This is a genomic window from Micromonospora sp. WMMA1363, from assembly GCF_030345795.1.
Lineage (GTDB): Bacteria > Actinomycetota > Actinomycetes > Mycobacteriales > Micromonosporaceae > Micromonospora.
Window position 1 is genome coordinate 436,244 of sequence record NZ_JAUALB010000001.1, and the last position, 26,681, is coordinate 462,924.

Annotated in this window: 31 protein-coding genes; 7 read left to right on the plus strand and 24 right to left on the minus strand. The window is 64.7% G+C overall.

Going from position 1 to position 26,681, the window contains the following annotated elements:
* Position 1: 1 nt before the first annotated feature.
* From tgmA to QTQ03_RS02120, 8 genes are all read right to left on the minus strand, one after another.
* The gene (tgmA, locus tag QTQ03_RS02085) at positions 2-388 is read right to left on the minus strand and encodes a putative ATP-grasp-modified RiPP (RefSeq protein WP_353890556.1); all 387 of its coding nucleotides are present in this window, start codon (positions 386-388) and stop codon (positions 2-4) included.
* Positions 389-446: 58 nt separating this feature from the next.
* On the minus strand, positions 447-842 hold the full coding sequence (locus tag QTQ03_RS02090) for a transposase (protein WP_289276458.1): 396 nt from the start codon (positions 840-842) through the stop codon (positions 447-449).
* A gap of 31 nt (positions 843-873) precedes the next feature.
* Positions 874-2,610 carry an IS1634 family transposase gene (locus QTQ03_RS02095; RefSeq protein ID WP_289276459.1) on the minus strand — a complete coding sequence of 579 codons (1,737 nt, stop codon included), beginning with the start codon at positions 2,608-2,610 and terminating at the stop codon, positions 874-876.
* Between the two features lie 96 nt (positions 2,611-2,706).
* Positions 2,707-3,756, minus strand: coding sequence for an ISAs1 family transposase (locus tag QTQ03_RS02100; protein WP_289276460.1), 1,050 nt, complete (start codon positions 3,754-3,756; stop codon positions 2,707-2,709).
* Between the two features lie 179 nt (positions 3,757-3,935).
* Entirely contained in the window at positions 3,936-4,124 is a 189-nt protein-coding gene (locus tag QTQ03_RS02105) for a DUF397 domain-containing protein (protein WP_353890557.1), read from the minus strand.
* Positions 4,087-4,359, minus strand: coding sequence for a hypothetical protein (locus tag QTQ03_RS02110; protein ID WP_289276461.1), 273 nt, complete (start codon positions 4,357-4,359; stop codon positions 4,087-4,089). The genes QTQ03_RS02105 and QTQ03_RS02110 overlap by 38 nt, the downstream gene beginning before the upstream one ends.
* Complete coding sequence (locus QTQ03_RS02115) at positions 4,356-4,565, minus strand: hypothetical protein (protein WP_289276462.1); 210 nt, start codon at positions 4,563-4,565, stop codon at positions 4,356-4,358. Before QTQ03_RS02115 ends, QTQ03_RS02110 begins: the two co-directional genes overlap by 4 nt.
* A complete protein-coding gene (locus QTQ03_RS02120; protein ID WP_289276463.1) occupies positions 4,565-4,798 on the minus strand; it encodes a hypothetical protein in 234 nt (77 codons plus the stop codon). Before QTQ03_RS02120 ends, QTQ03_RS02115 begins: the two co-directional genes overlap by 1 nt.
* Before the next feature lie 203 nt (positions 4,799-5,001).
* Between QTQ03_RS02120 and QTQ03_RS02125 the strand changes: the two genes are divergently transcribed.
* Together QTQ03_RS02125 and QTQ03_RS02130 are read left to right on the plus strand one after the other, a co-directional pair.
* A complete protein-coding gene (locus tag QTQ03_RS02125) occupies positions 5,002-5,769 on the plus strand; it encodes a DUF5753 domain-containing protein (protein ID WP_289276464.1) in 768 nt (255 codons plus the stop codon).
* Positions 5,760-5,951 (plus strand): DUF397 domain-containing protein, encoded by a 192-nt coding sequence (locus QTQ03_RS02130; protein WP_289276465.1) that lies wholly within the window; start codon positions 5,760-5,762, stop codon positions 5,949-5,951. The genes QTQ03_RS02125 and QTQ03_RS02130 overlap by 10 nt, the downstream gene beginning before the upstream one ends.
* 82 nt (positions 5,952-6,033) lie before the next feature.
* Here QTQ03_RS02130 and QTQ03_RS02135 read toward each other — a convergent pair whose 3' ends face one another.
* The 4 genes from QTQ03_RS02135 to QTQ03_RS02150 form a co-directional block, all read right to left on the minus strand.
* On the minus strand, positions 6,034-6,282 hold the full coding sequence (locus QTQ03_RS02135; RefSeq protein WP_289276466.1) for a hypothetical protein: 249 nt from the start codon (positions 6,280-6,282) through the stop codon (positions 6,034-6,036).
* A 14-nt stretch (positions 6,283-6,296) separates the two neighbouring features.
* Entirely contained in the window at positions 6,297-6,965 is a 669-nt protein-coding gene (locus tag QTQ03_RS02140) for a hypothetical protein (RefSeq protein ID WP_289276467.1), read from the minus strand.
* Between the two features lie 301 nt (positions 6,966-7,266).
* On the minus strand, positions 7,267-7,767 hold the full coding sequence (locus QTQ03_RS02145; protein ID WP_289276468.1) for a hypothetical protein: 501 nt from the start codon (positions 7,765-7,767) through the stop codon (positions 7,267-7,269).
* 82 nt (positions 7,768-7,849) lie between these two features.
* Positions 7,850-8,839: a hypothetical protein gene (locus tag QTQ03_RS02150; RefSeq protein ID WP_289276469.1), complete on the minus strand. Its 990-nt coding sequence runs from the start codon at positions 8,837-8,839 to the stop codon at positions 7,850-7,852.
* A gap of 1,672 nt (positions 8,840-10,511) precedes the next feature.
* On the opposite strand from QTQ03_RS02150, the gene QTQ03_RS02155 reads away from it, so the two are divergent.
* Positions 10,512-11,354: a transposase family protein gene (locus tag QTQ03_RS02155; protein ID WP_289276277.1), complete on the plus strand. Its 843-nt coding sequence runs from the start codon at positions 10,512-10,514 to the stop codon at positions 11,352-11,354.
* On the opposite strand, the gene QTQ03_RS02160 is transcribed toward QTQ03_RS02155, so the two are convergent.
* From QTQ03_RS02160 to QTQ03_RS02175, 4 genes are all read right to left on the minus strand, one after another.
* A complete protein-coding gene (locus QTQ03_RS02160) occupies positions 11,337-13,418 on the minus strand; it encodes a phage tail tape measure protein (RefSeq protein ID WP_289276470.1) in 2,082 nt (693 codons plus the stop codon). The genes QTQ03_RS02155 and QTQ03_RS02160 overlap by 18 nt on opposite strands.
* Before the next feature lie 126 nt (positions 13,419-13,544).
* A complete protein-coding gene (locus QTQ03_RS02165) occupies positions 13,545-13,853 on the minus strand; it encodes a hypothetical protein (protein ID WP_289276471.1) in 309 nt (102 codons plus the stop codon).
* 8 nt (positions 13,854-13,861) lie between these two features.
* A complete protein-coding gene (locus tag QTQ03_RS02170; protein ID WP_289276472.1) occupies positions 13,862-14,320 on the minus strand; it encodes a hypothetical protein in 459 nt (152 codons plus the stop codon).
* Positions 14,307-14,594, minus strand: coding sequence for a hypothetical protein (locus QTQ03_RS02175; protein ID WP_289276473.1), 288 nt, complete (start codon positions 14,592-14,594; stop codon positions 14,307-14,309). The genes QTQ03_RS02170 and QTQ03_RS02175 overlap by 14 nt, the downstream gene beginning before the upstream one ends.
* 209 nt (positions 14,595-14,803) lie before the next feature.
* On the opposite strand from QTQ03_RS02175, the gene QTQ03_RS02180 reads away from it, so the two are divergent.
* Positions 14,804-15,646: a transposase family protein gene (locus tag QTQ03_RS02180; RefSeq protein ID WP_289276277.1), complete on the plus strand. Its 843-nt coding sequence runs from the start codon at positions 14,804-14,806 to the stop codon at positions 15,644-15,646.
* Here the strand turns inward: QTQ03_RS02180 and QTQ03_RS02185 are convergent.
* Positions 15,629-16,270 carry a phage tail tube protein gene (locus tag QTQ03_RS02185; RefSeq protein WP_289276474.1) on the minus strand — a complete coding sequence of 214 codons (642 nt, stop codon included), beginning with the start codon at positions 16,268-16,270 and terminating at the stop codon, positions 15,629-15,631. The genes QTQ03_RS02180 and QTQ03_RS02185 overlap by 18 nt on opposite strands.
* A gap of 493 nt (positions 16,271-16,763) precedes the next feature.
* Between QTQ03_RS02185 and QTQ03_RS02190 the strand changes: the two genes are divergently transcribed.
* Positions 16,764-17,606 carry a transposase family protein gene (locus QTQ03_RS02190; protein WP_289276277.1) on the plus strand — a complete coding sequence of 281 codons (843 nt, stop codon included), beginning with the start codon at positions 16,764-16,766 and terminating at the stop codon, positions 17,604-17,606.
* 2 nt (positions 17,607-17,608) lie between these two features.
* Here QTQ03_RS02190 and QTQ03_RS02195 read toward each other — a convergent pair whose 3' ends face one another.
* The 7 genes from QTQ03_RS02195 to QTQ03_RS02225 all read right to left on the minus strand — a co-directional run bounded on the left by QTQ03_RS02195 (position 17,609) and on the right by QTQ03_RS02225 (position 23,037).
* Positions 17,609-17,833 (minus strand): hypothetical protein, encoded by a 225-nt coding sequence (locus QTQ03_RS02195; RefSeq protein ID WP_289276475.1) that lies wholly within the window; start codon positions 17,831-17,833, stop codon positions 17,609-17,611.
* Positions 17,830-18,456: a hypothetical protein gene (locus tag QTQ03_RS02200; RefSeq protein ID WP_289276476.1), complete on the minus strand. Its 627-nt coding sequence runs from the start codon at positions 18,454-18,456 to the stop codon at positions 17,830-17,832. Before QTQ03_RS02200 ends, QTQ03_RS02195 begins: the two co-directional genes overlap by 4 nt.
* 458 nt (positions 18,457-18,914) lie before the next feature.
* A complete protein-coding gene (locus tag QTQ03_RS02205) occupies positions 18,915-20,120 on the minus strand; it encodes a phage major capsid protein (protein ID WP_289276477.1) in 1,206 nt (401 codons plus the stop codon).
* Between the two features lie 81 nt (positions 20,121-20,201).
* Positions 20,202-20,810 carry an HK97 family phage prohead protease gene (locus QTQ03_RS02210; protein ID WP_289280636.1) on the minus strand — a complete coding sequence of 203 codons (609 nt, stop codon included), beginning with the start codon at positions 20,808-20,810 and terminating at the stop codon, positions 20,202-20,204.
* A complete protein-coding gene (locus tag QTQ03_RS02215; protein WP_289276478.1) occupies positions 20,782-21,981 on the minus strand; it encodes a phage portal protein in 1,200 nt (399 codons plus the stop codon). The genes QTQ03_RS02210 and QTQ03_RS02215 overlap by 29 nt, the downstream gene beginning before the upstream one ends.
* Positions 21,978-22,130: a hypothetical protein gene (locus tag QTQ03_RS02220; RefSeq protein WP_289276479.1), complete on the minus strand. Its 153-nt coding sequence runs from the start codon at positions 22,128-22,130 to the stop codon at positions 21,978-21,980. Before QTQ03_RS02220 ends, QTQ03_RS02215 begins: the two co-directional genes overlap by 4 nt.
* Complete coding sequence (locus QTQ03_RS02225) at positions 22,117-23,037, minus strand: terminase TerL endonuclease subunit (protein WP_289276480.1); 921 nt, start codon at positions 23,035-23,037, stop codon at positions 22,117-22,119. Before QTQ03_RS02225 ends, QTQ03_RS02220 begins: the two co-directional genes overlap by 14 nt.
* Before the next feature lie 89 nt (positions 23,038-23,126).
* On the opposite strand from QTQ03_RS02225, the gene QTQ03_RS02230 reads away from it, so the two are divergent.
* Both QTQ03_RS02230 and QTQ03_RS02235 read left to right on the plus strand, forming a co-directional pair.
* Complete coding sequence (locus tag QTQ03_RS02230) at positions 23,127-24,545, plus strand: IS1380 family transposase (protein ID WP_502889681.1); 1,419 nt, start codon at positions 23,127-23,129, stop codon at positions 24,543-24,545.
* Between the two features lie 585 nt (positions 24,546-25,130).
* Entirely contained in the window at positions 25,131-26,549 is a 1,419-nt protein-coding gene (locus QTQ03_RS02235) for an IS1380 family transposase (RefSeq protein WP_502889681.1), read from the plus strand.
* Positions 26,550-26,681 lie beyond the last annotated feature (132 nt).

Consider the following 26,681-nt stretch of genomic DNA (forward strand, 5'->3'; position numbering starts at 1 on the left):
GTCAGCTTGACTGGTCCGGCATGAAGTCCGGGGTCCATTCTTCGCCGCCGGTGCTGGGGCCCCCATCGGTGCTTTGCCCGGTTGTTGCCTTAGTTCCGGCCGCTATGGTCCGGTGCCAGGGCTCACCGTCAGGCGTGACGCCGATTTGACGCTCGGGGCACCACCGCCACTCCGGCAACGCCGGAGAGGCACTGTCCAGCGGCGTTGCAAACCGGAGTCCGAACGGGCGGATTCCCTGCGCCGACGGGACGCTGTCGCTCGGAGTCTGGCCGGGCGGCTGTCCAGTAGCGAAACGCTCACTCTCACTAACAAGCGGCGGAGTCAAAACTCCTGAGGCAGTCATAGTCTCTCCGATCCCTCGTCTTTCGTTGACGGACTTGACGTTCATGCGATGCCACGGCCAGCGTTGCAGGGCACGGGCACGGCAAAGTCGGCGGGTGGGGTGTTTAGGCTGGTAGAAGGTCCAGGAGTTTGAGGATCCGGCGGTTCGTGCGGGCGTTGTATCGCAGCGCGGCGGCGATGTTGGTGGTGTCGTGGATTCTGAGCAGGCTGACCACTACGTTTCGTAGGGTTGCCATGACGCGTGGCGTGTTACCGGTCCGGACCCGGGAGGCGTCCTCGCCGAGGGTCACATCCCTCACCCAGTGCAGAACCTCGATTCCCCAGTGTTGGCGCACGTACGCGAGCAGGTCAGCGGGGTCGGCCTGCTCGGCGGTGAGGCTGGTGACATACAGCATCGCCTGGTAGCCCGGCTTCGACGGTTGGCGGGCATGCGGCGGTGGCGGATCTGCGGGTTGACCTGGGGCGATGGGCGTGGGGAGGCTTCGGGGCCGTTTGCCCACGGCTCCGGATCCTGTTTTCCCAGCTCAGCGGCTATTCGGCGGTCTTGAGGCTGCTCATCTTTGGCGGGAGCGGGACACCGCAGTCGGTGAAGAGTTTGGTCTGGGTGTCGGTGAGCCGGGTGGTCTGCTGGAGGCTGCCGGCCGGGCCGGAGAGGGTGACCTGGTGGATCCGGCCGAGTTCGGCGGCGATCTTGGGCCAGGACTGCTGGGTGCGGCGCTCAGCGACGCGGATCAGTAGCAAGGCGAGCCAGCACAGCAGCACGTGAGCGCGTATCCGCTCGTCGAGGCGGTGGTAGACCGGCCGCAGGTCGAGGGTGGATTTCAGGGTGCGGAAGGCGCGTTCGGCTTCGAGGAGGTTCTTGTAGCCGAGCGCGATGTCCTCGGCGGACAGGTCGGGGTCGCTGGTGGCGAGGAGGTACTTGCCGTCCAGGCGGGCCTCGGCGGCGACCTTGGCGGTGTCGATGGACAGCCGTCCGGTGGTGGGGTGCTGCTTGAGCCAGCGGCCGAGGGCAGGGTGGTCGCGCAGCGCGCACTCGGCCTTGCGGTGCGGGGCGTCCGAGGGGGCCGTGGGGCGCTTGCCGGTCTTGGCGGCCTTGGCCTTCGCCTTGGTCGCGTCGGCTTCCCGGGCGGTCTTGATGCGCGTCAACTCCTCGCGGATCGCGGTGAGTTGGTCTTCGCGTCGGGCGGCATCGCGTTCGGCCTCGGTGGGGTTGTGGCAGATGATGAAGCGTCTGCCCTCGTCGCCGTCGAGGCGGACCTCTTTGACGCGCAGGTTGTCGCGTACTTCCTGGTAGCGGCCCTGGCGGGCCAGGGCCTGGTCGGCGCGGTGGGAGCCTTCGCGCATCTTGATGCCGGTGATGTAGTGGCCGCCGGCCCGGCGCAGGTAGGACTGGTTGGCCTCGGAGGAGAATCCGGTGTCGCAGACGGTGACCACCCGGCCGAGCCGCCAGTCGCGCAGGCCGTCCTTGACCTCGGTGATCACGGTCTGGTCGTTGGTGCCGCCGGGCCAGGTCCAGCAGCGCACGGGGATGCCCTCGCGGGTGACGGCCAGTCCGATGACGATCTGGGGCAGGTCCTTGCGGTGGTCCTTGGAGTGCCCGTACTGGCGCAGGCTGGAGCTCTCGCCGTCCGGGTCGTCCGCAGTGTCGCGTTCGAAGTAGGTGGAGGTGGTGTCGAAGAAGACCAGGTCGACTTCGAGGTTGAGCAGGTGTGCGGCGGAGAAGAACACCGCTTCCTGCACGGCGGCGTGGACATCGGCGGCGACGAGCAGGTCCATGGCGCGGTAGGCGTGCTGCTCGGCCAGTGCGTCCAGGCCGGGGATGACCTGGTCGCGGGTGGCCCACTCGGCGGCGGCGAGCTTGGAGGCGGGGGCGATGGCCCGGTTGGCGACCAGCGCGAAGATCGTGCGCTCGACGTCGGTGCGGAACTTGCGCCCGTCGATGCGGGAGGCCAGGGCGGTGTCGATGCCCAACAGTTTCCACAGCCCGTCGAGCAGCCAGCTCGCCCCGAGCGGCCGGGAGAACTCCACCGTCAGCGGCCCGGCCTCCTCGGCGCCCAGCGACGCGGCGACCTCGTCCTCCTCGCCGAGGTAGCGGTTGATGGAGGCGACCAGGCGGCGCAACCCGTCGACGTCCAGACGGTCCTCGCGGCCGAAGTTGACCAGCACCTCGGCCTGCGTGGTGCCGCCGACCCGTCGGTTGTGGGCGAGTTGGAGGTATCGCACCACCGACCCGTCCTTGTTCCGCCGTTGGATCTTCCGCAAGTACATGCCCGCATCATCAGACAACAAGCCTGGCCAGAACAAGACCCACGGCAAATCCGTTTGCCCACGCCTCTGGACAGTCTCCGATGGGTGCCAGCCCTCTCACCTGCACGGATCCGCCGCCGATCCGCCCCGCATGCCCACCAACTGTCGAACTCGGGGGTAGCTGGTCTTGCCTTTGACGGTGACGGTCCGTTCGATCAGGAACACCTGCGCGACGTGCGGGAAGTTCACCTCGGGCGGAGCGGGTATGACCTGGATGGTGCGTCGCTCGTGCCGGCCCCGGTCGTCGTCCACGCTCCACGCGGTGACCGGCACCCCGGCCCAGTCCAGAGCGTCGAGCCGGTCGAACAGGGTGGGCTGGTTGTCCAGCACCGGGAAGATGAAGTGCGCGTCCTTGACCTGGCGCAGCCATCGGGCATGCTTACGCTGCGTCTGCATCGCGTCGGCCGTCACCACCTGGCCGGCCAGCTCGAGGGGCGTCAACAGCGGTACGAACGCGGTGATCTCATTGCTTTTGCCGTCGACCTGGCGCTGGGCGAGTACCACCCCCACGCATGACAACGCGGCGAGCAGGTGCGGCGCCGGGTTGCCGGCGCTCTTCGCACCGCGGCTGGTCTTGCCGTCCACCGCGACCTGGATCAGCCGCGGCCGGTGCCGACCGCGTGTACTGGCCCGCCAGCGGCGCTGGCCAGCGGCCTTGGCCCGGCGACGGGCCTTACGACCTCGCGGGGGCCGTACCCCGGTCCGCGCCTTCGCCCGCTGCGCCGCCAGGGCACGCCGCTGCAGCCACCGACCCATCACCGCGTCCAGCACGTCACCGTCGAGCCGGGCGCACAACCCGCGCACCGTCTTCTCATCCGGACCGACATACCGGCCGGTCGCCGGAGCCACCCGGGCGCCGAACACCTTCAGGGTCTTCTGTGAACACCCGGCGATCCACTGCCCGATCGCGTACACCGACGTATTGCCGGCCAGCACCGCCGCCAGGGCCAACCCGACCACCGTCGGCAACCGATGCCGGATCCCTCGCGCGTCCCGCGGATCAGAAACCTCCGACAGCGCCGCGACCAGGCTTTCCTGCCTGTTACGGCCCAACAGGACCGGTCGTGTCTGCTCGTCCGGCTGGTCTTGGACAGCGTTGATCAGCAATGATGCAGGCGCGGGCACGGTACTCCACAGGGTGATCCGAAGGCGTAGACAACCTCAAGATCACCGGAGCCGTGCCCGCCCCGTCAAATCCACTCTGGACCACAACACAAAGTCCTCACACGAGCACTCTCCGACTTTGCCGTGCCCGTGCGTTGCAGGGCTAGCCCCGAGGGACGCGATCAGAAGGTTTGCCCGCCACGGATCGAGCCCTCAAACGCCGACCACTCGCTATCGGTAAAGATCACCGTCTGGTCCGGTCGCTGGGAGTTGCGGACAATCCGGTTCCCGTCACCGTCGGCCATGACCTCAACACAGTTCGGACTTGAGTTGTCACAGCGCATCGGCTTCTTCCATGCCACCAGTTCCATGATCCTCTTCCTTTCGTTCGCCGGTCGCCTTCTGCGACCGGTCGTCTACAAGGGGTGTCAGCGGCGGTCCGAGACGCAGCAGGTCGTGGGCGACCAGCTCGCCGAACGCGTCCGCCCACGGCCAACACCGCTTCTCCGTGCCACAGACCGGACAGCGGCCGTCGCGCTGACGGTGCTCGGCGAGGGTCCGCCGCCACCGGGCGACCGTCTCCGGCCTCGGCCGCCCGCCCGTCACCGCAACACCCGGATCACGATGGCGGCAACAACGATCAACACCACGACAACCGCCAACACCCTTTGTCTGGCCGTTACCAGCGGCGCATCCGTGGGCCGGTCCGACGGCCGCGCTGGCGGGCGCACCCGGTCACCGTCCGGCACCGGCGGCGCGCCGCACGGATCAGGACGGGCGCGCACCTCGGCGGGGTTGGTGTCGTCGGCCATCACAGCGCCCGCAATCCCGCTAGCACAGCCTCAAGGACGTCATCGGCCGGGCGGGTGTAGACGACGCGGGCCCGGCCGACGGCACGCCCGCCAGACAGCAGCCGCTCTAGTTCCTCCTCGGACACCCAGGCGGGATGGCGGGCTCCATTCGCTTGGCGATCAGGATTGATGTCGCCAGCGAGAGCCACTCGGGGCTTTCGCTGCGGTAGCTGCTCCGCTATAGCTGTCGGCATGGCTGGGCTCCCGGCTGGTGGACGTGGACAGGGCCGCCCCCACCAGCACCCAGACAGGGGCGGCCCCGACAGCGCGACCAGCGGGTTCAAGTCCGCCACCGGCTCACGCCATCTCTGTTTCACCATCCCCGCAGTTGCGAAACGAACACACCATCTAGGACTATCTTCTTCGGACGTGCAGAACGTTCCTAGGAGGTTTGGGAATGAATCATGCAGTCGTCGCGGCGATGGCCGAGGCCGGCGAGACCGCCGACAGCCTCGCAGCTCAAATCGGCGTTGACCCAAAGACCGCAGCGAAGTGGGCGAGTCGCGGACGGATTCCGCAGACCAGGCACCGCGCGAAGGTCGCGGCGATTCTCAAGCGAGATGTCGAGGACCTCTGGCCGGACGTTCTGAAGCGCCGCGAGCCGGCCTGGTTCCGGCCGTGGGTAGACATTGAGCGTGAGGCGGTCTCACTCCGTACGTTCGAGCTAGCCTGGGTGCCCGGCCTCCTCCAGACTGAGGCCTACGCGCGGGCAACGCTCGCCGGGGAGACGTTGAGTGCCGAGGAGACCGACCAACTGATCACGGCGCGCGTTCAGCGTCAGACGATCCTGCGCCGGGATCACGCGCCAATGTTCGTCGCGGTGCTCGATGAGCTGATCCTCCGCCGATCCGCATACGGGGACCGCGCGCTCATGCGCGAGCAGTGCGAGCACGTAGCGGCGTACGCAGAGCTACCGAACGTCTCCGTTCACGTCGTTCCGGCGTCGGTCGGCATGTACCCGGGTCTCGGCGGACCGTTCACGCTCGCAGAGCTGGACAACGGTACGACGGTGGCTCATGTGGATGGTCAAGCCCAGGCGCAACTGGTCGAAGGCATCACGGATGTTGCTACGCTGAGTCGACGGTGGGAACGCATCCGCGGGGAAGCTCTCTCGCGGTCGCAGTCCCTAGACATGCTCAGGGAAGCGGCAAGATCATGGACCTGACCGACGCGCGGTGGCGCAAGAGCACCAAGAGCGGAAACAACGGCGGCAACTGCGTCGAGGTTGCCGACAACCTGCCTGGTGTGGTGGGTGTCCGGGACTCGAAGGACCCGACCGGGCCGGCGCTGGTGTTCGGCCCGGCGGCGTGGCGGGCCTTCGTCGCCCAGCTCCCCGAGCAGCCCTAACCCAACCAGGGCACAAAGCCCCGCTAAAACAGAAAAAGCCCCCAACCCGGACTTTGCCGGGTTGGGGGCTCTGTCTGTGCTGCTATCGACCGATCGCGTCAACCGGCGGGGCCGGGGTCATCAGTGCGTCTGTCACCGCCTGGTGGTGCCTGCCGACCGGGACCACCTGGGAGCGGGTGATGATCGTGAGGACACCGAGGGTGACGCCGGCGACCGCGACGTCAACCCCGGGCGGTACCGGGAGTCCGAACAGCACCAGGACGGCAACCGCGTATTTGATGAGATCGAGCAGCACGACCGGGTTGTCTTTTACATACTTTGCGTACCTCAAAACGGGGCTCCTTATCAGTCGGACAGGCGGGAATGCAACTCGTCCGCAACCGCTTTCGCAAGAGCGTCGAGAACGGCGGGGTCGCTGATGTCGATTACCACCGGGGTTGGCTTCGTCAGTTTTTCGGCTAGGGCCTCGATTTTCTGCTCAATCCTGGTGACCCGCGCGGTCAACGAATTCCGGGTTTGCAGAACGTAGTAGTTGGTGGACGCCAGCACCCCCTCAACAGTCGTGGTGGGGTTGCTGTACTTGACGTCTCCGTAGTTGGCAAACAGTCGAACCTTATCGGACAGCCTCATATCAATCTCTCCCAACCAAGGCTTAGTAGAGCGTTCGTGTGACGGGCGCGTATTGAAATGGACGTGTTTGGTGTGAGGGTTACTGCCCTTGTATGTGCGCCATTTACCCAAACCCCACGTCCGGGACGTGATTTTGCGGTTATAGATGATGTACTGGATTGACTCGTGGCGGATAGCAGCCCTGATGCACTCCCAAACATTCACACCATCCACGTCCATGTCCCACGCGTCCACGGAGCCGTCGGGATCAGGATTGTGATCGGATTTGGTGTTTCGGTGAGCGGCGTCGCCGATGGTGCCGTCCGATGTTTTGTCCCGGTGCGGCCAGCGGGCATTCACCTCGGCCCGGAACCTGGTTAGTGTCGGGTTGAGATACCAACCCACACGACCACCCCCCGCCGTCCAGGCACGGTATCGCCGTGACGCCTGTCCGCGTCGTGGCGGTTATCTGTACGCAGCATCCTGTTTTCGGCCTCCAAATGGTCCACACGCCGCTCAAGAGCCCGCAGTGCCGCCTCTAGCCGGTCCGCTCTCGCCTTCTGCGCCTCAGCCTCACCACGCCACAAAACGGCTGTTGTCTCGTCGGCGGACGACCGCATCCGGGCCCACAAAATACCCACCGCGGCGCCCATTGTCAGGGCCGCTATAAGCATCCCGAGAGCGGACCCGGCCAGCTCTATCGGGCTCACAGGGAAATCCACTCGGCGATCAGGAAACAACCGCCGTAGTCGGTGCGCGCGTTAAGGCTCGACCCGGAACTTTGATTACCCCTGATCTCCAGTCCCTCTCCCGCGTCCATGTACAGAACCCATGACGCGTTGAGGCGGATAAACCCGGTGGTGGAGGGGATAGACAAAGATGATACCGGGGTTCCGGAGTCGGTCGTGTACAGAAACACTGCACGTGCGCCGGATGCGTTACCGTCCCACGCATTACCGTATGTCACCCGGTAGCGGCCCGCTGTTTGCACCACGATACGGCCGTTGCTGACATCAGCCATCCCATCATTGTTTTCCAGTACAGTATTGAGGTCATGCTTCGTCGTCACCGACGGTGGGATGGACTGATCCGTGTTACGCCACAGGTGGCAGAACGGCTTGTAGTAGACCGATCTTTCGATTGCGAACTTGGTATGTTCATTGAGACTAGCGGCAGTTACCAACTCCCCGGCGCTGAAACCCGTCAACGTCGGTATAGTCATCGGACCTCCGAAACCTTCTGGGCAACAAAAATGGGGCCCCTAAGGGCCCCGTTCTGACTTGAATGTGTCAGTAAACGGCTATGCAGGTTTCGGTATCGAGTCTCCCGGAAGGCCCCTCCAAAACCCACCCGTCGGAGCGGCCAGCATCGGAGACGGTGAACTCCGTCGTCCACTCCCACAGGGTGCCGTTACGCACAATGCCCACGTTGACGCCCTCCACGAAGCAGTCCAGCGCGGGCGCCGGGGCGGACGGCGGCAGCGCCGCCAGCGCCAGGCGGTCTGAGACGTCGGCGGATGCTGCTAGGGCCCGTTGTGGGGCGTCGCCGTCACCGGTGAGTGTGTGCGCTTGCACCCGTAGGGTGTCGCACCTGGGGGAGGCATCCCGGTACCGGTGCAGCGTCCAGGACGCCGCGTCCTGAACCTCGCTAGGGTCTGCGACGTCCCGGCGGATCGTCAAAGCCCTCACACCGTGCTGCGCGATGCTGCCCTGATCCTCGGCCGTGCGGCGGAGCCCCGTCGACCGCTCCGCCGTGATGCTGTTGTGCACGTGGCTGTCGTCGAGGGCGAACCTCAGGCCAGGAGTCCACTCTGTCAGCGTCCACCGGACCGGGGCCCCGACCCGACGGTGCCGGGAGTGATAGGTGACCTCACCGGCCGGGCCCATCATCAGGACACCGCCCGCGTCCCCGGCCGTCCCGGATGCGACCTCCCAGCCGTCAGCGTGGTTGTCCCACCGGGGCGACAGTAGCTCCGACAGGGGCGCGTCCAGGGCCCGCGACCCCGACCAGCCCAGCCCGTCCAACAGCCGATGGATACGGTCCGTTTCCGTGTCGACATGCCGATCCCACCCAAAACCGTCTAGCACCTGGTGCAGCCCATCCGGGATGTCCATAGCCGCAATCAGATGATTAATGGTGCCCTGTGGGGCATCCGCGTACCCGACACTGCCGCTGGACAACACGTACCGTCGACCCGCGAACAGGCCATCACCCACGACAGGGCTAGTCATGACACCCGGCGTTGAGCTGTAAAAGCCGTCCAGCTCAACACCGTTCACCCAGATCTGCGCGTACGGTTTCTGCCACCGGGAGCCAATCCCAAACCGCGCCCCAATGTGATAGACCGTCCCCGGTTGGATGACACCAGGGTTGGTGATTGCTCGGACGGCGCTAGCTTGTCCCGCATACGCCTCAGCAACAACAGTGCCATCGGACCGAATCTGGACGTGGGAGTGCACGTGTCCTGTAGAGGTGCGTGACTGCCACAGCGTGTGATAGTGCGTCAAACTCTCCGGTCGATACCACAGATCCACGGTCAGTGTGCGGCACGCCCCAACAGCAGGACTGCCATGCCTCGACAGTTCCAGGACCGATCCTGCTAGGTAACTCTCAGACCTGTTATCGAACCCCCCGGATTCGCTGCCGTCGGCGTGCACCATCGTTTTTGTGGTGCCGAAACCTGCGGCCCCGTCGTCCGGGGGGTTAATGCAGTCCCGCACCCTCAACGGCAGTCCGGGCCCATACTCGGGGTATGTTGTTGTCGCTTCAGTCGATTCGACCGCCGGCCAATACCACAGTCGGGGGGACAACACACCGATAGCGCCCGTATTAGCATCGACTGTTGGAGACGGCGGAATGCTGTTCTGCGCCGCCCAATCACGTACGGCCATGCGGTACGACGACGGTATCGGTTGTGTGAGCAACGCCGACATGTCGACACAATCCGCAGTCAACGTGGACAGTGGACCTGTGTATTCCTGCGACCAGCGCTCAACATAGCCACGGAAAATCGGGTAGACGCCCGACAGGTGGGCAACCTCGGCAGCCCCGATATTGTCCAGCCGAACTTTGGGGGCCGTGACCAGCACGTCAACCGGCGCTAGGATCATCATTCGCATAACCCCGTCATACGGGGCGGTGTCAGTCGCAGACAACGTTACCCAACCGGCTCCCGGTGGTGCGGGGTCAGTCCACACGACTTGAGTCTTTGACGTCTGGTCGTAGCTTTCATACGTCAACCCGAGATGACAGTTAGCTCCCGAGCCCACATTGCGCATGTCAACCCGGACGGAGACCAACTGTCCGGCTTCGACGGGTATCACGTCGGAATCCCCGCCCAGGCCAGAACGATATGCAGTGTCGGTGCCAGTGCCACCACGGAACCGGAAAACTGCTTGTCCGGCGTCACTGTCAAACGCAGCGATAACCTCGCCGGTTTGGGCGTTAGCCCACGTCTCCCCGCCATCGGATGAGCGTTGCCAACGGGGAGCCGCCAACACGCCTTCGATTGAGGGATGGACACATTCGGCAGGTAGCCAATTGTCATCCGCTATCCCATAGACGCGGATGGGCTGGCGAGGTTTCACGGCAGCCAGGTTGAGATCCCCGGCGCCGGTTCCGGTGTCAGTGTCGGTGTCGAAAACGACAGCAGCCGTCCCCGCCTCGATCCTGTCAAGCTCGTACGTGCGGCCCCGCCGACACCATATCGAGGCAACCCAATCGGTTACATCAGTCCACCTGAAGATTGGATCGGTGATCCGCGCCCCCGACGCACCTACCTCCACCCGAATACTCGGCATCACAGGCCAGTGAGCTGATCTCAGCGACGCGAATGTGTTGATTGGTACGACACGGGCGAACCGGGTCACGCCGGACGGTGCTGGAAGTGGGCGTGGAGCCATCGATAGACAGGTCTTTGCGACAAGATCCACGTCTTCGAGAGGGCTCCACGTGATTGCCTATCGTGCCATGGTCGACGTCCCCAGGGAACTCGTGCAGTACCTCGGCCGGCTGCTTGCCGCGCAACGCCGAGCCAAGGGGACACGGCGCGACACCCGCGCGTTGACCTGCTTCTACCAGGCACTCCTGGTGCTCGTCTGGTTCCGCAAAGGCGAGGACGCGACCCTGCTGGGCGCCGGGTTCGGCATCTCCCGGGCCACTGCGTACCGGTATATGGCCGAGGGTGTCGCAGTGTTGGCCGCGCAGGCCCAGGATCTACACACAGCCCTGCGCCGGGTCGCCGACGACGGCTGGTCGTACGTGATCCTGGACGGAAAGCTGTTCGACTGCGACCGGGTGGCCGAGACCACCCTCAGCGTCAAGGGCGACACGATCGACGCCTGGTATTCCGGCAAGCATCGTGACTTCGGCGGAAACGTTCAAGCGGTCATGCGCCCGGACGGCCTGCCGGTGTGGACCTCCGCGGCGATGCCGGGGCATCTGCACGATCTGACCTGCGCCCAACAGCAGGGCATCACGGCTGCCCTGAACTGGGCCGCCTCCGAACTCGACCTGCCTACCCTGGCCGACTCCGGTTACGAAGGCGCAGGTCAAGGCGTCAAAGTCCCGGTCAAGCAGCCCACCGACGGGCAGCGGCTCGCTCCCGACAACCGCGCCTACAACCGGCTGCTACGCGGACTGCGCTGGCAGGGCGAACGCGGCTTCGCGATCCTGGTCGGACGCTGGAAAACCCTCCGGCATACCACCGCCAGCCCACACCGGATCAGCGACATCCTCGCCGCCGCACTCCACCTGACCCATTTCGAGTACAAGTACCTACCGCAAAGTCGCTGAGATTACTTCAGTAACACCCCCATTGCGTCTGCCAGTACGGACGATCTCGTCCCGCACCGTGAGCGCGATCGTCCGCGCTAGATCCCGTTCCGCCGTGACACTGCCGGCCACGTGCACCACCACCGTTGGCGCTGCCGGCCGTGCCCCGGCCCGGTGCAGGGCGACGCCGGCGGCCCCGCCCACGGGGACCACCGGTACACGAGCTGCGTCGTGGGCGTCTCCCATCGCGCCCTGGACAGCCCGCACCAGCACCCGCCGGCGGGACGTGACACCCTCCGCCATGGCCTCTGGGATAGATCGACCGGAGTACAGCGTCCAACCCTTGCCGGCAAACGGGCCCTCTAGGGCCGGGGAGAACGGCAGCATCCGGCGGGCGGAGGCGAGCACATCCCCGATCGCGTCTTTCACCCGGCCACTCATGGCGCGGATGCCGTCAATCAGCCCTTGGATGATCCGCCGGCCCGAGTCACGCAGCCACCGGCCCACACCGGACAGTGCGCCCAGGACGCGGGACCGCATCCCCATTACGACAGCGACAGCGCCGTTGACGGCCGACCGAATGACAGTCCGCCAGAACCCCCAGTAGGCTTTCGTGGCGTTGACGACCGCAGACCACGCTTGAGGTATCGCCGTCCGAAACCAACCAATGACAACCGCGACCGCGTTTCTGACGGCGATCCACGCGCCGGTTACGACACGCCGGAACGTGTCGCTATTCCGCCACGCGTACACCAAACCTGCCACGAGAGCGGCCAACGCCAGAGCCACTAGGCCGATAGGGTTAGCGAGCATCACCACGTTAAGTGCCGCCTGAACAGCCGTGTAGATTTTCGCGGCAACCGTGATCGTACCGAGGACCACCGCCAGCGACCCCAACCCGACCACAACCGGCTCAATCCATTCACGATTCCGGACCATCCACTGTCCAAACTCAACGATCTTAGGGATAGCCTCGGTGAGTTTCCCTACGATCGCAAGTTCAACCTTACGGCGGAACTGATCTAGCTGCGCCCCGGCGGACTGTTGCAGCGCCTTCCCCAAATCCGCAGATGCTCCGGCGACGTCACCGATAGCCGCAACAGCCTCGGACGGGTCAAGCGCATACAACGCCTCACCCAAATCTTCAGCTTTTGTGCCGAAGAGTGCGACAGCGGCCTGTGACCGTTTCACGGGATCTTCAATGCCGCGCAGTCTATCCAAAACAGTGTCCAAGCCTCGGGTGGCTTCGTCGCCTCCCTTGCCGATTTGCGCGGCCATCGTGGACGCGTCAAGCCCTACAGCCCGGAAACCGTCAGCGGTCAATTTTGTCCCGTCCACCGCGCGGACGCTGAACTCTTTCAGCGCGTCGGCCACGGTGTCAGCGTCCCGGGCTCCCGCCTGCAACCCCTGAGACAACAGACCCATAGCGGTTGCACCATCAACACCCAACTTACGGAATTGGGTACCGTACTCGGACACCGCATCCAAAAGATCCTCGGCGTGATCACCCGTGACCGCGAAACCCCGGCTAAGCTGATCAATTGCGTCATCGGCGGTATCCGCCAACCCGGTACGCACCATCTGACCAGCCGCCCGCGCTGTCTGCGTCACATCCTGGTCAAACGCTTCCGCCAAATTCAAGGCTTTACCGGTGATCCGCTCAATGTCGGCATCTGCTGTCCCCTCCGGGATCAGCCCGGACGACATCACCCGGCGGATGGCATCCATGTTTTCGCTCATGGAACGGCCGAAACCGCCCGTGTAAAGCCGGCCCGCTACCTCACCCAACCGCCCGGCCTGTTCCGGCCCGAGCTGCGCCGCGAACTTCGCTCGCGCCCTATCCAAATCGAGTGCTCCGGCGAACGCGACACCCAGACCGGCAGCAGCGGCGGCCAAACCCGCAAGCGCGAACGTCGAATGGTCAGCAGCCGAGGAAACCCGACGACTGAAACGGTCCATCCCGGATCCCGCCACGCCGCTACGCTTATCAACGTCCGACAACCCGGCGCCCAAGGATTTAAGCGCAGACATCGCCGTTTTAGCGTCACCGGCAACAACAACCTTGAGTTGCCTCGTCTCAGCCACGCCGCGCCTCCCCGTACTCGCGCATATACTCTGTGAACGCCTGAATCTCAAGCAGAGTCAAACGGCGCACCTGATCAGGCGACATCCCGTAAAAATGGCAGATGGCGGCTACATCCCGTAGCCGCCTCAGTCGTTTCCCCGGTCACGCTCCGGGGCACTATCAATCACCAGAGAGGTAATCCTGGTGCGGCGCGCGTCCTCAATGCCGAAACCCGGATCGGTTTTCCGCCGGGTCAACCAAACCAAACACGTTTGCGCCTTAGCGGACAGCCGGATCGTCATTTCCGGACGCCCCTTAGCGTCGAAAACCCGGTTCCCGTCCACGTCCACAACAGGATGCGGTCTGAAAACCTCGTCGAACGGCCGTCCCGTGTATTCCTCGAAATCCTCCATGTCGCCGAAATCGAACGAGTCAGGATCGAACACAAACTCCACGTACACTCCTAGTCTGGGAATGCTTCACCGGCGAGCGCGTCAAGCCGCGCCATGTACACGTCCAGCAGCTTTTCCGCTTCGCTGCGGATCGTAGGGTGCAGAAAATAGCCGGGACCGCCCGACCAACCCCCATACTGGTTACCCCGCCACGGTTTGAATTGCCGATACTGTCGCGCCCCGAATTCCGCCCCCCAAAAATAGGGGTAGCGGGCGCCCCCACCGGTGACAACGGACGCGTTGGCCTGGCGGGCTGCCCGCAAACTCCGGGCAGCTTTCCGGGCAACGCCACCCACACTCGCGGCTTCCGCTTTGGATCGCGTCACAAGCTCCGCAGCCAGATCATAGTTCGCCTGCCGAACCGCCTTCGGATACTGCGCATCCACCGCCTTCAAGGCTGAGACGAAATCCCGTAGCCCCTCGATCCGCACCGCGTCAGCGTTGAAGGTGACAGCCTTACGGGGTGACATCCTTACTCCGATACACCACAGCTACCGGGGACGCGGCACCGTCCCACAACGCCATACCCTTAAGAGACTGCTCCATGATCTGCGCACCATCAAAATTGACCGGCCCCTCATCGAAACGGCCGACCGGAACCGAAATATCCAGGGCCCCGCCCTGCGGCGTCGACCACCGCAAATCAACCGATGCCAGGCTCCCGGACGCGACAGCCGCGGCGACACGCTGCGCATGACTCAGACCCTCGTATTCGCCCTTCAACTCAAACGTGTACTCCCGCATCCCCTCTTCAAGAGGCTCCCGTTTCCCGATCGTGGACCATCGTTCGTTGGCTAGCTTGTTGTCACCACTGAGCTGATCTCAGCGACGCGAATGTGTTGATTGGTACGACACGGGCGAACCGGGTCACGCCGGACGGTGCTGGAAGTGGGCGTGGAGCCATCGATAGACAGGTCTTTGCGACAAGATCCACGTCTTCGAGAGGGCTCCACGTGATTGCCTATCGTGCCATGGTCGACGTCCCCAGGGAACTCGTGCAGTACCTCGGCCGGCTGCTTGCCGCGCAACGCCGAGCCAAGGGGACACGGCGCGACACCCGCGCGTTGACCTGCTTCTACCAGGCACTCCTGGTGCTCGTCTGGTTCCGCAAAGGCGAGGACGCGACCCTGCTGGGCGCCGGGTTCGGCATCTCCCGGGCCACTGCGTACCGGTATATGGCCGAGGGTGTCGCAGTGTTGGCCGCGCAGGCCCAGGATCTACACACAGCCCTGCGCCGGGTCGCCGACGACGGCTGGTCGTACGTGATCCTGGACGGAAAGCTGTTCGACTGCGACCGGGTGGCCGAGACCACCCTCAGCGTCAAGGGCGACACGATCGACGCCTGGTATTCCGGCAAGCATCGTGACTTCGGCGGAAACGTTCAAGCGGTCATGCGCCCGGACGGCCTGCCGGTGTGGACCTCCGCGGCGATGCCGGGGCATCTGCACGATCTGACCTGCGCCCAACAGCAGGGCATCACGGCTGCCCTGAACTGGGCCGCCTCCGAACTCGACCTGCCTACCCTGGCCGACTCCGGTTACGAAGGCGCAGGTCAAGGCGTCAAAGTCCCGGTCAAGCAGCCCACCGACGGGCAGCGGCTCGCTCCCGACAACCGCGCCTACAACCGGCTGCTACGCGGACTGCGCTGGCAGGGCGAACGCGGCTTCGCGATCCTGGTCGGACGCTGGAAAACCCTCCGGCATACCACCGCCAGCCCACACCGGATCAGCGACATCCTCGCCGCCGCACTCCACCTGACCCATTTCGAGTACAAGTACCTACCGCAAAGTCGCTGAGATTACTTCACTCAACGAGATTTCGGAAACACCGAACGGGGCCCCGCCAATATCGACACTACCGCCGACGAAGGTGAAGAGTTGCCCGGTGGTGGAATAGGTGGGCGTGGAGGGCGCGTACGCACCCGGACCCGCCCCGATGTACTCCCGGGCGAAATCAAACTCAAACGACAACTCAAGGACACCATCAACAGCGTTCGACAGTTCCCACGACGCGATTTTGCCACCCTCGTACGTCCACGGGTGGAGGGTGCCGGCGTTGTCGACCCGACCCACCTGCACAGTCAAACTCTTACCGGCGAGATCTCCCACCGTGATTGTGTGCGGCGTGACATCCCCATCCGGGGCGCCAGTCGACACCGCCCCGAAAGCGTGCACCAACAGCACGCCGAGCCCCGAATCCTGGCCTTCGATCTTTAGATCCCCACCGGCCCCTTTAGGGTTCGGCGCGAACCGGTCCCGGTGCAGCACCCTCTGACCGGCCCGGTACGCCTCGGAGTTGATGCGTTCATACTTCCCGGCGAACCCCTCCGACACCATCTCTAGGAAGCGAGCCGGAGCCACCGGCGTGCCGTAGGTGGTTTCCTCAGCAAGCCCGACATATGAGTCATGCACCGACGGCACTAGTCACCCCTCTTGCTGGTTTTGGTCGTGAACGCAGAGCCAAGCTTTCCCGCCAACTCCGGCGGCACCTCGACCGGCTGTCCCCGGACAAAAACAAAACCCCCGCCGGTGACGGCGGGGGCGTGACCGTTGTAGACAACAACTACGGTCGGCATTTTGTACGGACCTCCGTTTCAAACTGGCATTCGTACGCCCCATCAATCGGCCACGACTTCAGACTTCGCGGAGCAAACCCAGACGTAACACAACGGCCCCCAATCGACGGATCAGCCCTCAACAGATCCTCAAATTCGGCAGCCAGCCCGACCGCGTACAACTCACACTCTTCCGATGTTCCACCCGGCATCTGTACTGAGCTGATCTCAGCGACGCGAATGTGTTGATTGGTACGACACGGGCGAACCGGGTCACGCCGGACGGTGCTGGAAGTGGGCGTGGAGCCATCGATAGACAGGTCTTTGCGACAAGATCCACGTCTTCGAGAGGGCTCCACGTGATTGCCTATCGTGCCATGGTCGACGTCCCCAGGGAACTCGTGCAGTACCTCGGCCGGCTGCTTGCCGCGCAACGCCGAGCCAAGGGGACACGGCGCGACACCCGCGCGTTGACCTGCTTCTACCAGGCACTCCTGGTGCTCGTCTGGTTCCGCAAAGGCGAGGACGCGACCCTGCTGGGCGCCGGGTTCGGCATCTCCCGGGCCACTGCGTACCGGTATATGGCCGAGGGTGTCGCAGTGTTGGCCGCGCAGGCCCAGGATCTACACACAGCCCTGCGCCGGGTCGCCGACGACGGCTGGTCGTACGTGATCCTGGACGGAAAGCTGTTCGACTGCGACCGGGTGGCCGAGACCACCCTCAGCGTCAAGGGCGACACGATCGACGCCTGGTATTCCGGCAAGCATCGTGACTTCGGCGGAAACGTTCAAGCGGTCATGCGCCCGGACGGCCTGCCGGTGTGGACCTCCGCGGCGATGCCGGGGCATCTGCACGATCTGACCTGCGCCCAACAGCAGGGCATCACGGCTGCCCTGAACTGGGCCGCCTCCGAACTCGACCTGCCTACCCTGGCCGACTCCGGTTACGAAGGCGCAGGTCAAGGCGTCAAAGTCCCGGTCAAGCAGCCCACCGACGGGCAGCGGCTCGCTCCCGACAACCGCGCCTACAACCGGCTGCTACGCGGACTGCGCTGGCAGGGCGAACGCGGCTTCGCGATCCTGGTCGGACGCTGGAAAACCCTCCGGCATACCACCGCCAGCCCACACCGGATCAGCGACATCCTCGCCGCCGCACTCCACCTGACCCATTTCGAGTACAAGTACCTACCGCAAAGTCGCTGAGATTACTTCACTGAAAACACCACCGCCACGGCGAAGTCCTCGGTGCGACTCCGGTTCGTCGCCCACTCGGCGGACTGCCAACTGATCTCGCCGACGACCGCCCAACGACGCTCGGGAGAGCGGGTCGGGAAACCATACGTCACCTGCACATTCTCACCGACGACAGCAGACATGCCTGCCAACATGTCCTTGAGAGCCGTCTTGACAGCAATCGCGTTCGTACTCACGTCACCATCACCGACTCAATGAGCTTGTGCCGGTAGCCGTCAAGCACGGCGTCGACCGCCGGGAGTCCTGTTTCGGCTCCGGCGCGGCCCGGGGTTGACAAAGCGTAGGTCCCGCCCTCGGCAGCCTGAAACGAGGTTGCCCGGTCAGGGATGCCCGACCGGTCCTCTAGCAACAGCCACCGGGCGTACAGCAGCCCGGCACGTCTGATCCCCTCAGGGACCATCGACAGCCCGTACAGGATCTCCACCCCGGTTGTCCCCTCGGGCAGCTCCGGCGCGTACGCGTACACCCCCAGCCGCTCCACCGGTAGCCGCCCCGGTGTCGCCCCGAGGGCCGTCACGTCTGCCACGTCGACGACCGGCAACAGGGCTCCCCACTCCGGCAACGACTCGACCGGCACATACAGCGTCCGGCGGACGAAGCTGCGCCCCGTGATCCGCTCAAACTCTGTCTCAACGGTGGTGCGGGCCCCAACGACCACAGCAGCCGGGAACCGCTGCACCGTCAAGTCAGGATCAGCCGCCCGCAACTCCTGCACACCAAACAGGAGGCCGCCAACCACCTCAACGGCGGTCATGTCCTGGACGTCACCGCCGTCCCACCGCACCGCGTACACGCCCATTGGCAGCAGCCCGGCCGGCAGCGTCCAGCCGTCCCCGTCCGGCACGGCTGGCCCGGAAACCGTGGGATCAGTGGCACCGGCCCTCGTAACGGAAACCGTCACCGTGGACGGCGACAACACGTCATCACCATCTGCAAACACGTGCCGCAGGGTCACCGAACGGCCGGTGAGGTAGCGCGCCGCCATCACCCCACCCGCCGGGGACGCCCTGGACGTCGGGCGGTCGCAGTCTCCCGGGTATCCGCCGCAGCACTCCGGCCGTCGACGTCCACCAGGACGCCGTACCCATCCGCCGCTAGGGAGACGGCCAGCCCGTCTGGCAGATCCACCGTGTCACCCTCGCTGAGACGCCGCCCATGCGTGACGCCCGGCACCGGCCGGACAATCCGCAACCGCATCGATCCTCCCTCCAAAAGCAAAAAGGAACGGGACCGTAGCCCCGTTCCCCAACGATCGACTTAGGCGGTGACAGTAAGCGCCTTCACGGAATTCACGTCCAAGAGATCACCGGAACCGCGCCACGTGACCTTGAACGCCACCACGTCACGGTCATACCCGAATTCGTCCGACCGGATAACACGCAACGTCCGTACCTGCCGAATCAGATACTTGAAGGGGTCACCGAAAACGCCGACCTTCGCGCCAGCACCAGCAATGGCGATATTCGGGTCAGTCAGCACAGGCTTACCGAGCATCGCGTCAGGCTCGCCGGCCGTTAGGCTAGGCTGCCACAGATACCGGCCGTCGGCGTCCTTGACTTTCCGCAGCACAGAGACTGCAAGATCGTTGAACATGTACACGCCAGTACGCCGATACGGGGCGGTCACCGCATACTGCAAGTCCATCAGATTATCAAACGTGACGCTGTTAAGATCGGCAGCGTTCACCGCACCGGACGCCCTCGTGAACCAGCCCCACGGCTTATTTGTGCCGTCACCGATCATCAGATCAGTGAGAGCGGCATCCGCTACCGCCTCACCAGCGTCACTAGCGAGGATCGACAGAATCGGCAAAGCCGAATCAGCCACAATTTCGGTAGTCGCCTCCACGATCACACCGTACTTGTGTGCACCGATAACCGCCTTACCCCACGACTGGTCACCCTTAGGGTAGGCGGTGTTCTCCGTGATCCGGGTCGCACCCGACACTACGGGGGTAGCCGGATTCATCGCGTTCTTGACCGGCCATTCCAAATTCTCGCCGCCATCGGTGGTCAGCACCCGGGCGCGGCTGAAAAACTGCGACCGCTCCCGCATAGCCTCAAGCACCATCGCAACAAACGTGGGCGGTGCCGTGTTACCCGCGTTCGCCGGATCGCTGGACGTCGCCGTCCGGAAGTCAAAATCCACAGCCGGGACTTCACCTCGCGCCAACCGCCGCAGATGACTCGCCTCACTGCTCACACCGCCCCGGGATTCACCCCCGGCCGTCGTAGCGAGTGCGGCGGCACGCTCGTTCAGCGCCCGATGTTCCGCTTCCCGCTCCGCACTCCGCACATGCTGCTCAGCCTCCACCCCCAGGGCGTCAATCTCGCCGTTGATCCGGGCCGCCCGCTCATCCCGCTCCGCCGCAGACAGGGCAGCGTCGTCCTGGACCGCCCGGAGCTGCGCGAACGCCGCAGCACGCTTATCGAGGGCAGCGTTAGCCGCCTCCACAAAATCCATGTAGTCCAAACCTCATTCTGCCGTGATATGGGCACCAAAAAAGGGCCCACCCATCCGGGCGGGCCCTACCTGCTTTTCGGGTTAAGCGGCCAGACTGGATAGCCGTAGACGCATCCTCAGCGCTTCCCCGGCAACATCCGGCAGACACTGTGACCGGTCGGCGGCAGCAATAGCAGCCGCGCAATCAACCGCCCGCCTACTGATCGTGCTGGGGCTGGACGGATACGCCGGATACGTCACCGGAGACACATCAAACAACTTCATGGCCCGGATGGTACGAAGCGGAAACCCATCCGCGTCTCGCGTCCAACCCTCCCCACTGGGCGCAACCAGGAAACCAAAAGATGACTGCGTGACGTCGCCACGCTCAAGAGCAACCAGCAGATCCCGCACATACGATTGCCGCTCATCCACGAAGATTTCGTACTCAAGCCCCGTGGAATCCTCAGCCAGCCGCAACGTCCCCGCACGATTCCGACCCAAAATCAGATTCGCGTCGTGGTTGACAAGCGCCCGAATGTCGTCCTCGGCGATCGACTCTCGGCCCGCCCCGGAAGCAACCATCTCCCGGAAGCCGCCCAAATCCTCACTACGCGCATCAAACGTGTACGCGTACCCGACAACCGCGACACGATTATCACCGACCGAACGGGTTGCTACCTCAGATTGCAGAATCCGACGCTCCATCATCACCCCCCGCACCCAACTCCGCCACGTTCAACGGGCGCACATGCGCGCGGCCCCTACCATCGGGGATCGGCGGCATATCCTCCAATTCCCTCACTTCGTCCAATGACATGATCCCGTTATTCACAGCCTGCGCGTAAGCGGCGAACCGTTCCGTCGTGGTCGACCGCAACCGTGCGTCAACGTTGAACCGCAGATACTGGTTTACCGGCAGCAACCCAGAGAACGCCTGCTCAAGACGCACAAGCCACGGCACCAGGGTGTAGTCAACGAAAAACTTGTTTTGCTCCTCGACCCCGGACCCCCACGACGATTGCACCGTGGGATCAAGCATGTGCGGCGGCACCCGATACAGCGACGCGATCTCAAGTTTTTGAAACCGGCGGGTTTCCAAAAACTGTGCTTGCTCGGGCGTGATGCTGATCGACTTCCACGACGCGCCGCCCGTCAGGATGCCGACCGCGTGACTTTTCTTGACACCGGCGTGGCTGTGCCGCAGCATCCGCGCCAACACGGCAACCTCACCCGGCTTAGGGGTGCCGGGATGCTCCACCACACCACTCATCGTGGTGCCCTGGGCGAAAAACCGCGCCCCGAATTCCTCGGCAGCCAACCCCAGTCCAACCGCCTCACGGGCGTAATCGATCACCGACAGGCCACGCCGCTTACCGGGCTTCACAAACGCCGGGATGTGCAGCATCTCCCGGTCGGTGAACTCTTCACCGCCCACCTGATACACCGGCACCGGAGAGCGGTCATCGACGTGCACCAACTTCGGGTCGACCGCGTACACACTAATGACCTTTCCTGAGTCGTCACGGACCGTGCGAACGAACGCGTTCCCGTCGTCACCAATCAAACTGATCATCACCTTGTGCCAAAAGGTGTACGGCTGTTGCTCCACGGGGTTTGGCCGGGACAACCACCCGGGACCATCGATGTTCTCCCGCCGACCCGTCGCTTGCCCGCGCCGGAACACGTCGATCGGTAGCGACGCCACACCGTCAGCAATCAGGGACTGGCACGCCCACACAGCCGCGAGGGTCCGCGCTTGCTCCGGGCCCACCGGCACACCGGCACCGGTCGCACGGGGCGGAGTCTCCACGTCCGTATCCCACACCGATTTCGGCCCGTACGCGTAGGCCCGCCGCTCGATCCGTTTAAACAGGCTCACTCGTCATCCACCGCCCAACCAATGAGGCACAACAGGGCACCACCGACAAGCAGACCGAGCCACACGGCGAGCACGAACCCCGCCGCTGTGATCGCGGCCAGCCCGGCGACCTGTAGACCGGTAGCCCGATGGGCGCTAATCGTCGTCATCGAGCGCAGCCACGAATTCCGCCAACGCGCTAGTCTCGTCACCCGTCACCCCCTCCCCGTGGTAACTGTCAAAATCGATGAATGACACCTCCGCGTCTCCGTCAAGAGGGATCGCAGAAACGAACAGCGCCGACACCAACGCCGCAATACCGTCGATCTTCTCGCCGGACTTACGTTTAGAAGGCCTCATCAGACCATCGCCGGTCACCTCAAGCTCGACGTTATCGGCCATCCAACGGAGCACCGGATTACCACCGTGATACAACGTCCGGTCGGCAAGACGCGACTCAATCGCCTTACAAGGATCATTCAGCCGTGGTGCCGTTTGTGGCACTTTCACGGTTGCCTGCCCACGATCCTCTAGCAACCCGATCAGGTGGGTTGCGTTCCACGGGTCATAGCCGACCAGGCGAATACGGAAATCCTCCGCATCCCGTGTAATGTGCTCAAGGATGACGCCGTAATCCGTCGTGACACCCTCAGTGACCGTCAAAAGGCCCTGCTGTTCCCAGACCTCCATACGATCTTTGAGGTTGGATCGAGCCAATACAGCAGGGCGAGGCACAAAGAAATGGGGCAGCACCGTGTAACCCGGGTCGTCCGCACTCACCGGCGACCCGGGAAACAGCAGCAGCCAAGCTGTGAAGTCCTGAGTTGAGGCTAGATCAAGAGCACCGAAACACTCCCGCCCCATGAGGTCCACCCGCGTAAGCGGGTCAACGCCGTTAGCGTCCCACACCGACATATCAAGCCAACGTTCGGCCTGGCTCACCCACTGATTGAGGCGGAACACCCGGAAAGCATTCTGCGCGGAAGGTTTCTCCGCCGCTTCCTTCGCCTCAGCCCGAAGACTGTTGATGTTCAGGAAGTCACCTAGCCTGGGCCCTTCGTTAAGGGCGGTCCACATCGTGGATCATGAAAGGAAAGGTGCCTTCTGACCTGGGAAGATAGGACTTGCTGAGGGTCTCATCTATCCCGAGGGAAGGCACCTGTCAGGTGAAGAGTACCGGAACACGACCGAAGATCATCGTCAGTAGCGATGGACGTGGCGTGGTCGGCCACGCGGGTGCCCGTTTGCTGGCCGACATCGCGGACGTAACCGGGTTGACCGGCGGGTTCAGCGAGGCCCTGGCCAGGCTGCGGCAGCGGCAGGGCGGGCATGACCCGGGTCGGGTCGCCGTGGACCTCGCGGTGATGATCGCCGACGGTGGTGAGGCGATCAGCGATCTGGCGGTGCTGCGGGACCAAGCGGGGCTGTTCGGCGCGGTCGCCTCGGATCCTACCGCGTGGCGGGTGCTGTCTGGTGTGGATGATGCTGTTCTGGCCAGGCTGCGGATGGCCCGCGCTGCCGCGCGGGAGTTGGCGTGGGCGCAGTCGGCCGAGACCCGCGACGGGCTGCCGGTGTCGATGGCGGCTGGTGCGCCGGTGTCTGGGCTGGTGCTGGATCTGGACGCCTCGATCGTGATCTGCCACTCGGAGAAGGAGCAGGCGTCCAAGACGTGGAAGAAGACCTTCGGATATCACCCGTTGTTCTGCTTCCTGGACAACACCCGGGAGGCGTTGTCCGGGCTGCTGCGCGCCGGGCGGGCGGGGTCGAACACCACCGCCGATCACATCAGCGTTCTCGACGACGCCCTGGCGCAGATCCCCGACGTCCACCGGTACGGCACCGACATCCTCGTCCGCTCGGATTCGGCCGGCTGCACGTACGGGTTCCTGCGCCATATCCGGTCGTTGCGTGAGCACGGTATGAACACGTTCTTCTCCGTCGGGGTGGCCATCGGGGAGGCGATCCGCGACGCGATCAAGCAGGCTGCGGGGCACCCCGAGCAGTGGGTACCGGCCCTGAACGCCGACGGCCAGCCACGCGACGGCGCCCAGGTATGCGAGATCACCGGCCTACTACCGGCCGACCTGCGGGCCAACTACCCCGACGGCACCCGGTTCATCGTGCGCCGGGAACGCCCGCACCCCGGCGCACAACTGTCGCTGTTCGACACCATCGAAGGCTTCCGCCACCAGGTGATGGCCACCGACACCGGCCCCGGCAACGGATCCATCCAGCATCTGGAGGCCCGCCACCGCGCTCACGCCCGCGTCGAGGACCGCATCCGCACGGGCAAGGACACCGGGTTCGGCCGCTTCCCATCCCGGGTGTTCGCCATCAACGCCGCCTGGCTGGAACTCGCCTTGTGCGCCATCGACCTGCTTGCCTGGACCCAACACCTGCTGCTCGACGGCGACCTCGCCACCGCCGAACCCAAGACACTGCGCTACCGACTGCTGCACGTCGCCGCCCGCATCACCCGCTCGGCCCGCCGCACGAAGCTGCGCATCGCCGAAGGCTGGCCCTGGGCCGACCAGCTCGTCACCGCGTTCGACCGGCTGGCCGTGCTGCCCCAGCCCGTCACCTGAACCCCAACCCCACGCCCCGACGAGTACCCCCATGGAGGAACCCGGCCACCGCGTCGGGTCCTCGCCGTGCCCATACCCCGATCGATCACCAAATGAAGATCAACAAATGCAAACAGGGCCTTGATCAACAGTTAGCGAAAGACTGAGGCTAGCGCGGGATTAGCCAGATACCAACCCGTACCGTTCGGATGCTCCGAGCAAGGCGGAACACCCTCATCCCGCCAGTCGGCATCCCGGGGGACACCCCGGATGAACACGAACCGTGCGGGGTCAATCTCGGGGTTATCCATGAGCCGTAGGCCGTACTCATGCTCGGCCAGGGCGAACGCGGCTGTCGTGTACGCCGCCGTAGTGGCGGCGATAAGCAACGGCTCTCTACGGGTACCGAAACCCTGGCGCATACTGTCCCAGAGGTGCCGATCCTTCTGGGTTAGTACCTCATCAAATAGCACAGCAGACGGGTTAGCCTGGGCCCTTCGTTAAGGGCGGTCCACATCGTGGATCATGAAAGGAAAGGTGCCTTCTGACCTGGGAAGATAGGACTTGCTGAGGGTCTCATCTATCCCGAGGGAAGGCACCTGTCAGGTGAAGAGTACCGGAACACGACCGAAGATCATCGTCAGTAGCGATGGACGTGGCGTGGTCGGCCACGCGGGTGCCCGTTTGCTGGCCGACATCGCGGACGTAACCGGGTTGACCGGCGGGTTCAGCGAGGCCCTGGCCAGGCTGCGGCAGCGGCAGGGCGGGCATGACCCGGGTCGGGTCGCCGTGGACCTCGCGGTGATGATCGCCGACGGTGGTGAGGCGATCAGCGATCTGGCGGTGCTGCGGGACCAAGCGGGGCTGTTCGGCGCGGTCGCCTCGGATCCTACCGCGTGGCGGGTGCTGTCTGGTGTGGATGATGCTGTTCTGGCCAGGCTGCGGATGGCCCGCGCTGCCGCGCGGGAGTTGGCGTGGGCGCAGTCGGCCGAGACCCGCGACGGGCTGCCGGTGTCGATGGCGGCTGGTGCGCCGGTGTCTGGGCTGGTGCTGGATCTGGACGCCTCGATCGTGATCTGCCACTCGGAGAAGGAGCAGGCGTCCAAGACGTGGAAGAAGACCTTCGGATATCACCCGTTGTTCTGCTTCCTGGACAACACCCGGGAGGCGTTGTCCGGGCTGCTGCGCGCCGGGCGGGCGGGGTCGAACACCACCGCCGATCACATCAGCGTTCTCGACGACGCCCTGGCGCAGATCCCCGACGTCCACCGGTACGGCACCGACATCCTCGTCCGCTCGGATTCGGCCGGCTGCACGTACGGGTTCCTGCGCCATATCCGGTCGTTGCGTGAGCACGGTATGAACACGTTCTTCTCCGTCGGGGTGGCCATCGGGGAGGCGATCCGCGACGCGATCAAGCAGGCTGCGGGGCACCCCGAGCAGTGGGTACCGGCCCTGAACGCCGACGGCCAGCCACGCGACGGCGCCCAGGTATGCGAGATCACCGGCCTACTACCGGCCGACCTGCGGGCCAACTACCCCGACGGCACCCGGTTCATCGTGCGCCGGGAACGCCCGCACCCCGGCGCACAACTGTCGCTGTTCGACACCATCGAAGGCTTCCGCCACCAGGTGATGGCCACCGACACCGGCCCCGGCAACGGATCCATCCAGCATCTGGAGGCCCGCCACCGCGCTCACGCCCGCGTCGAGGACCGCATCCGCACGGGCAAGGACACCGGGTTCGGCCGCTTCCCATCCCGGGTGTTCGCCATCAACGCCGCCTGGCTGGAACTCGCCTTGTGCGCCATCGACCTGCTTGCCTGGACCCAACACCTGCTGCTCGACGGCGACCTCGCCACCGCCGAACCCAAGACACTGCGCTACCGACTGCTGCACGTCGCCGCCCGCATCACCCGCTCGGCCCGCCGCACGAAGCTGCGCATCGCCGAAGGCTGGCCCTGGGCCGACCAGCTCGTCACCGCGTTCGACCGGCTGGCCGTGCTGCCCCAGCCCGTCACCTGAACCCCAACCCCACGCCCCGACGAGTACCCCCATGGAGGAACCCGGCCACCGCGTCGGGTCCTCGCCGTGCCCATACCCCGATCGATCACCAAATGAAGATCAACAAATGCAAACAGGGCCTTGATCAACAGT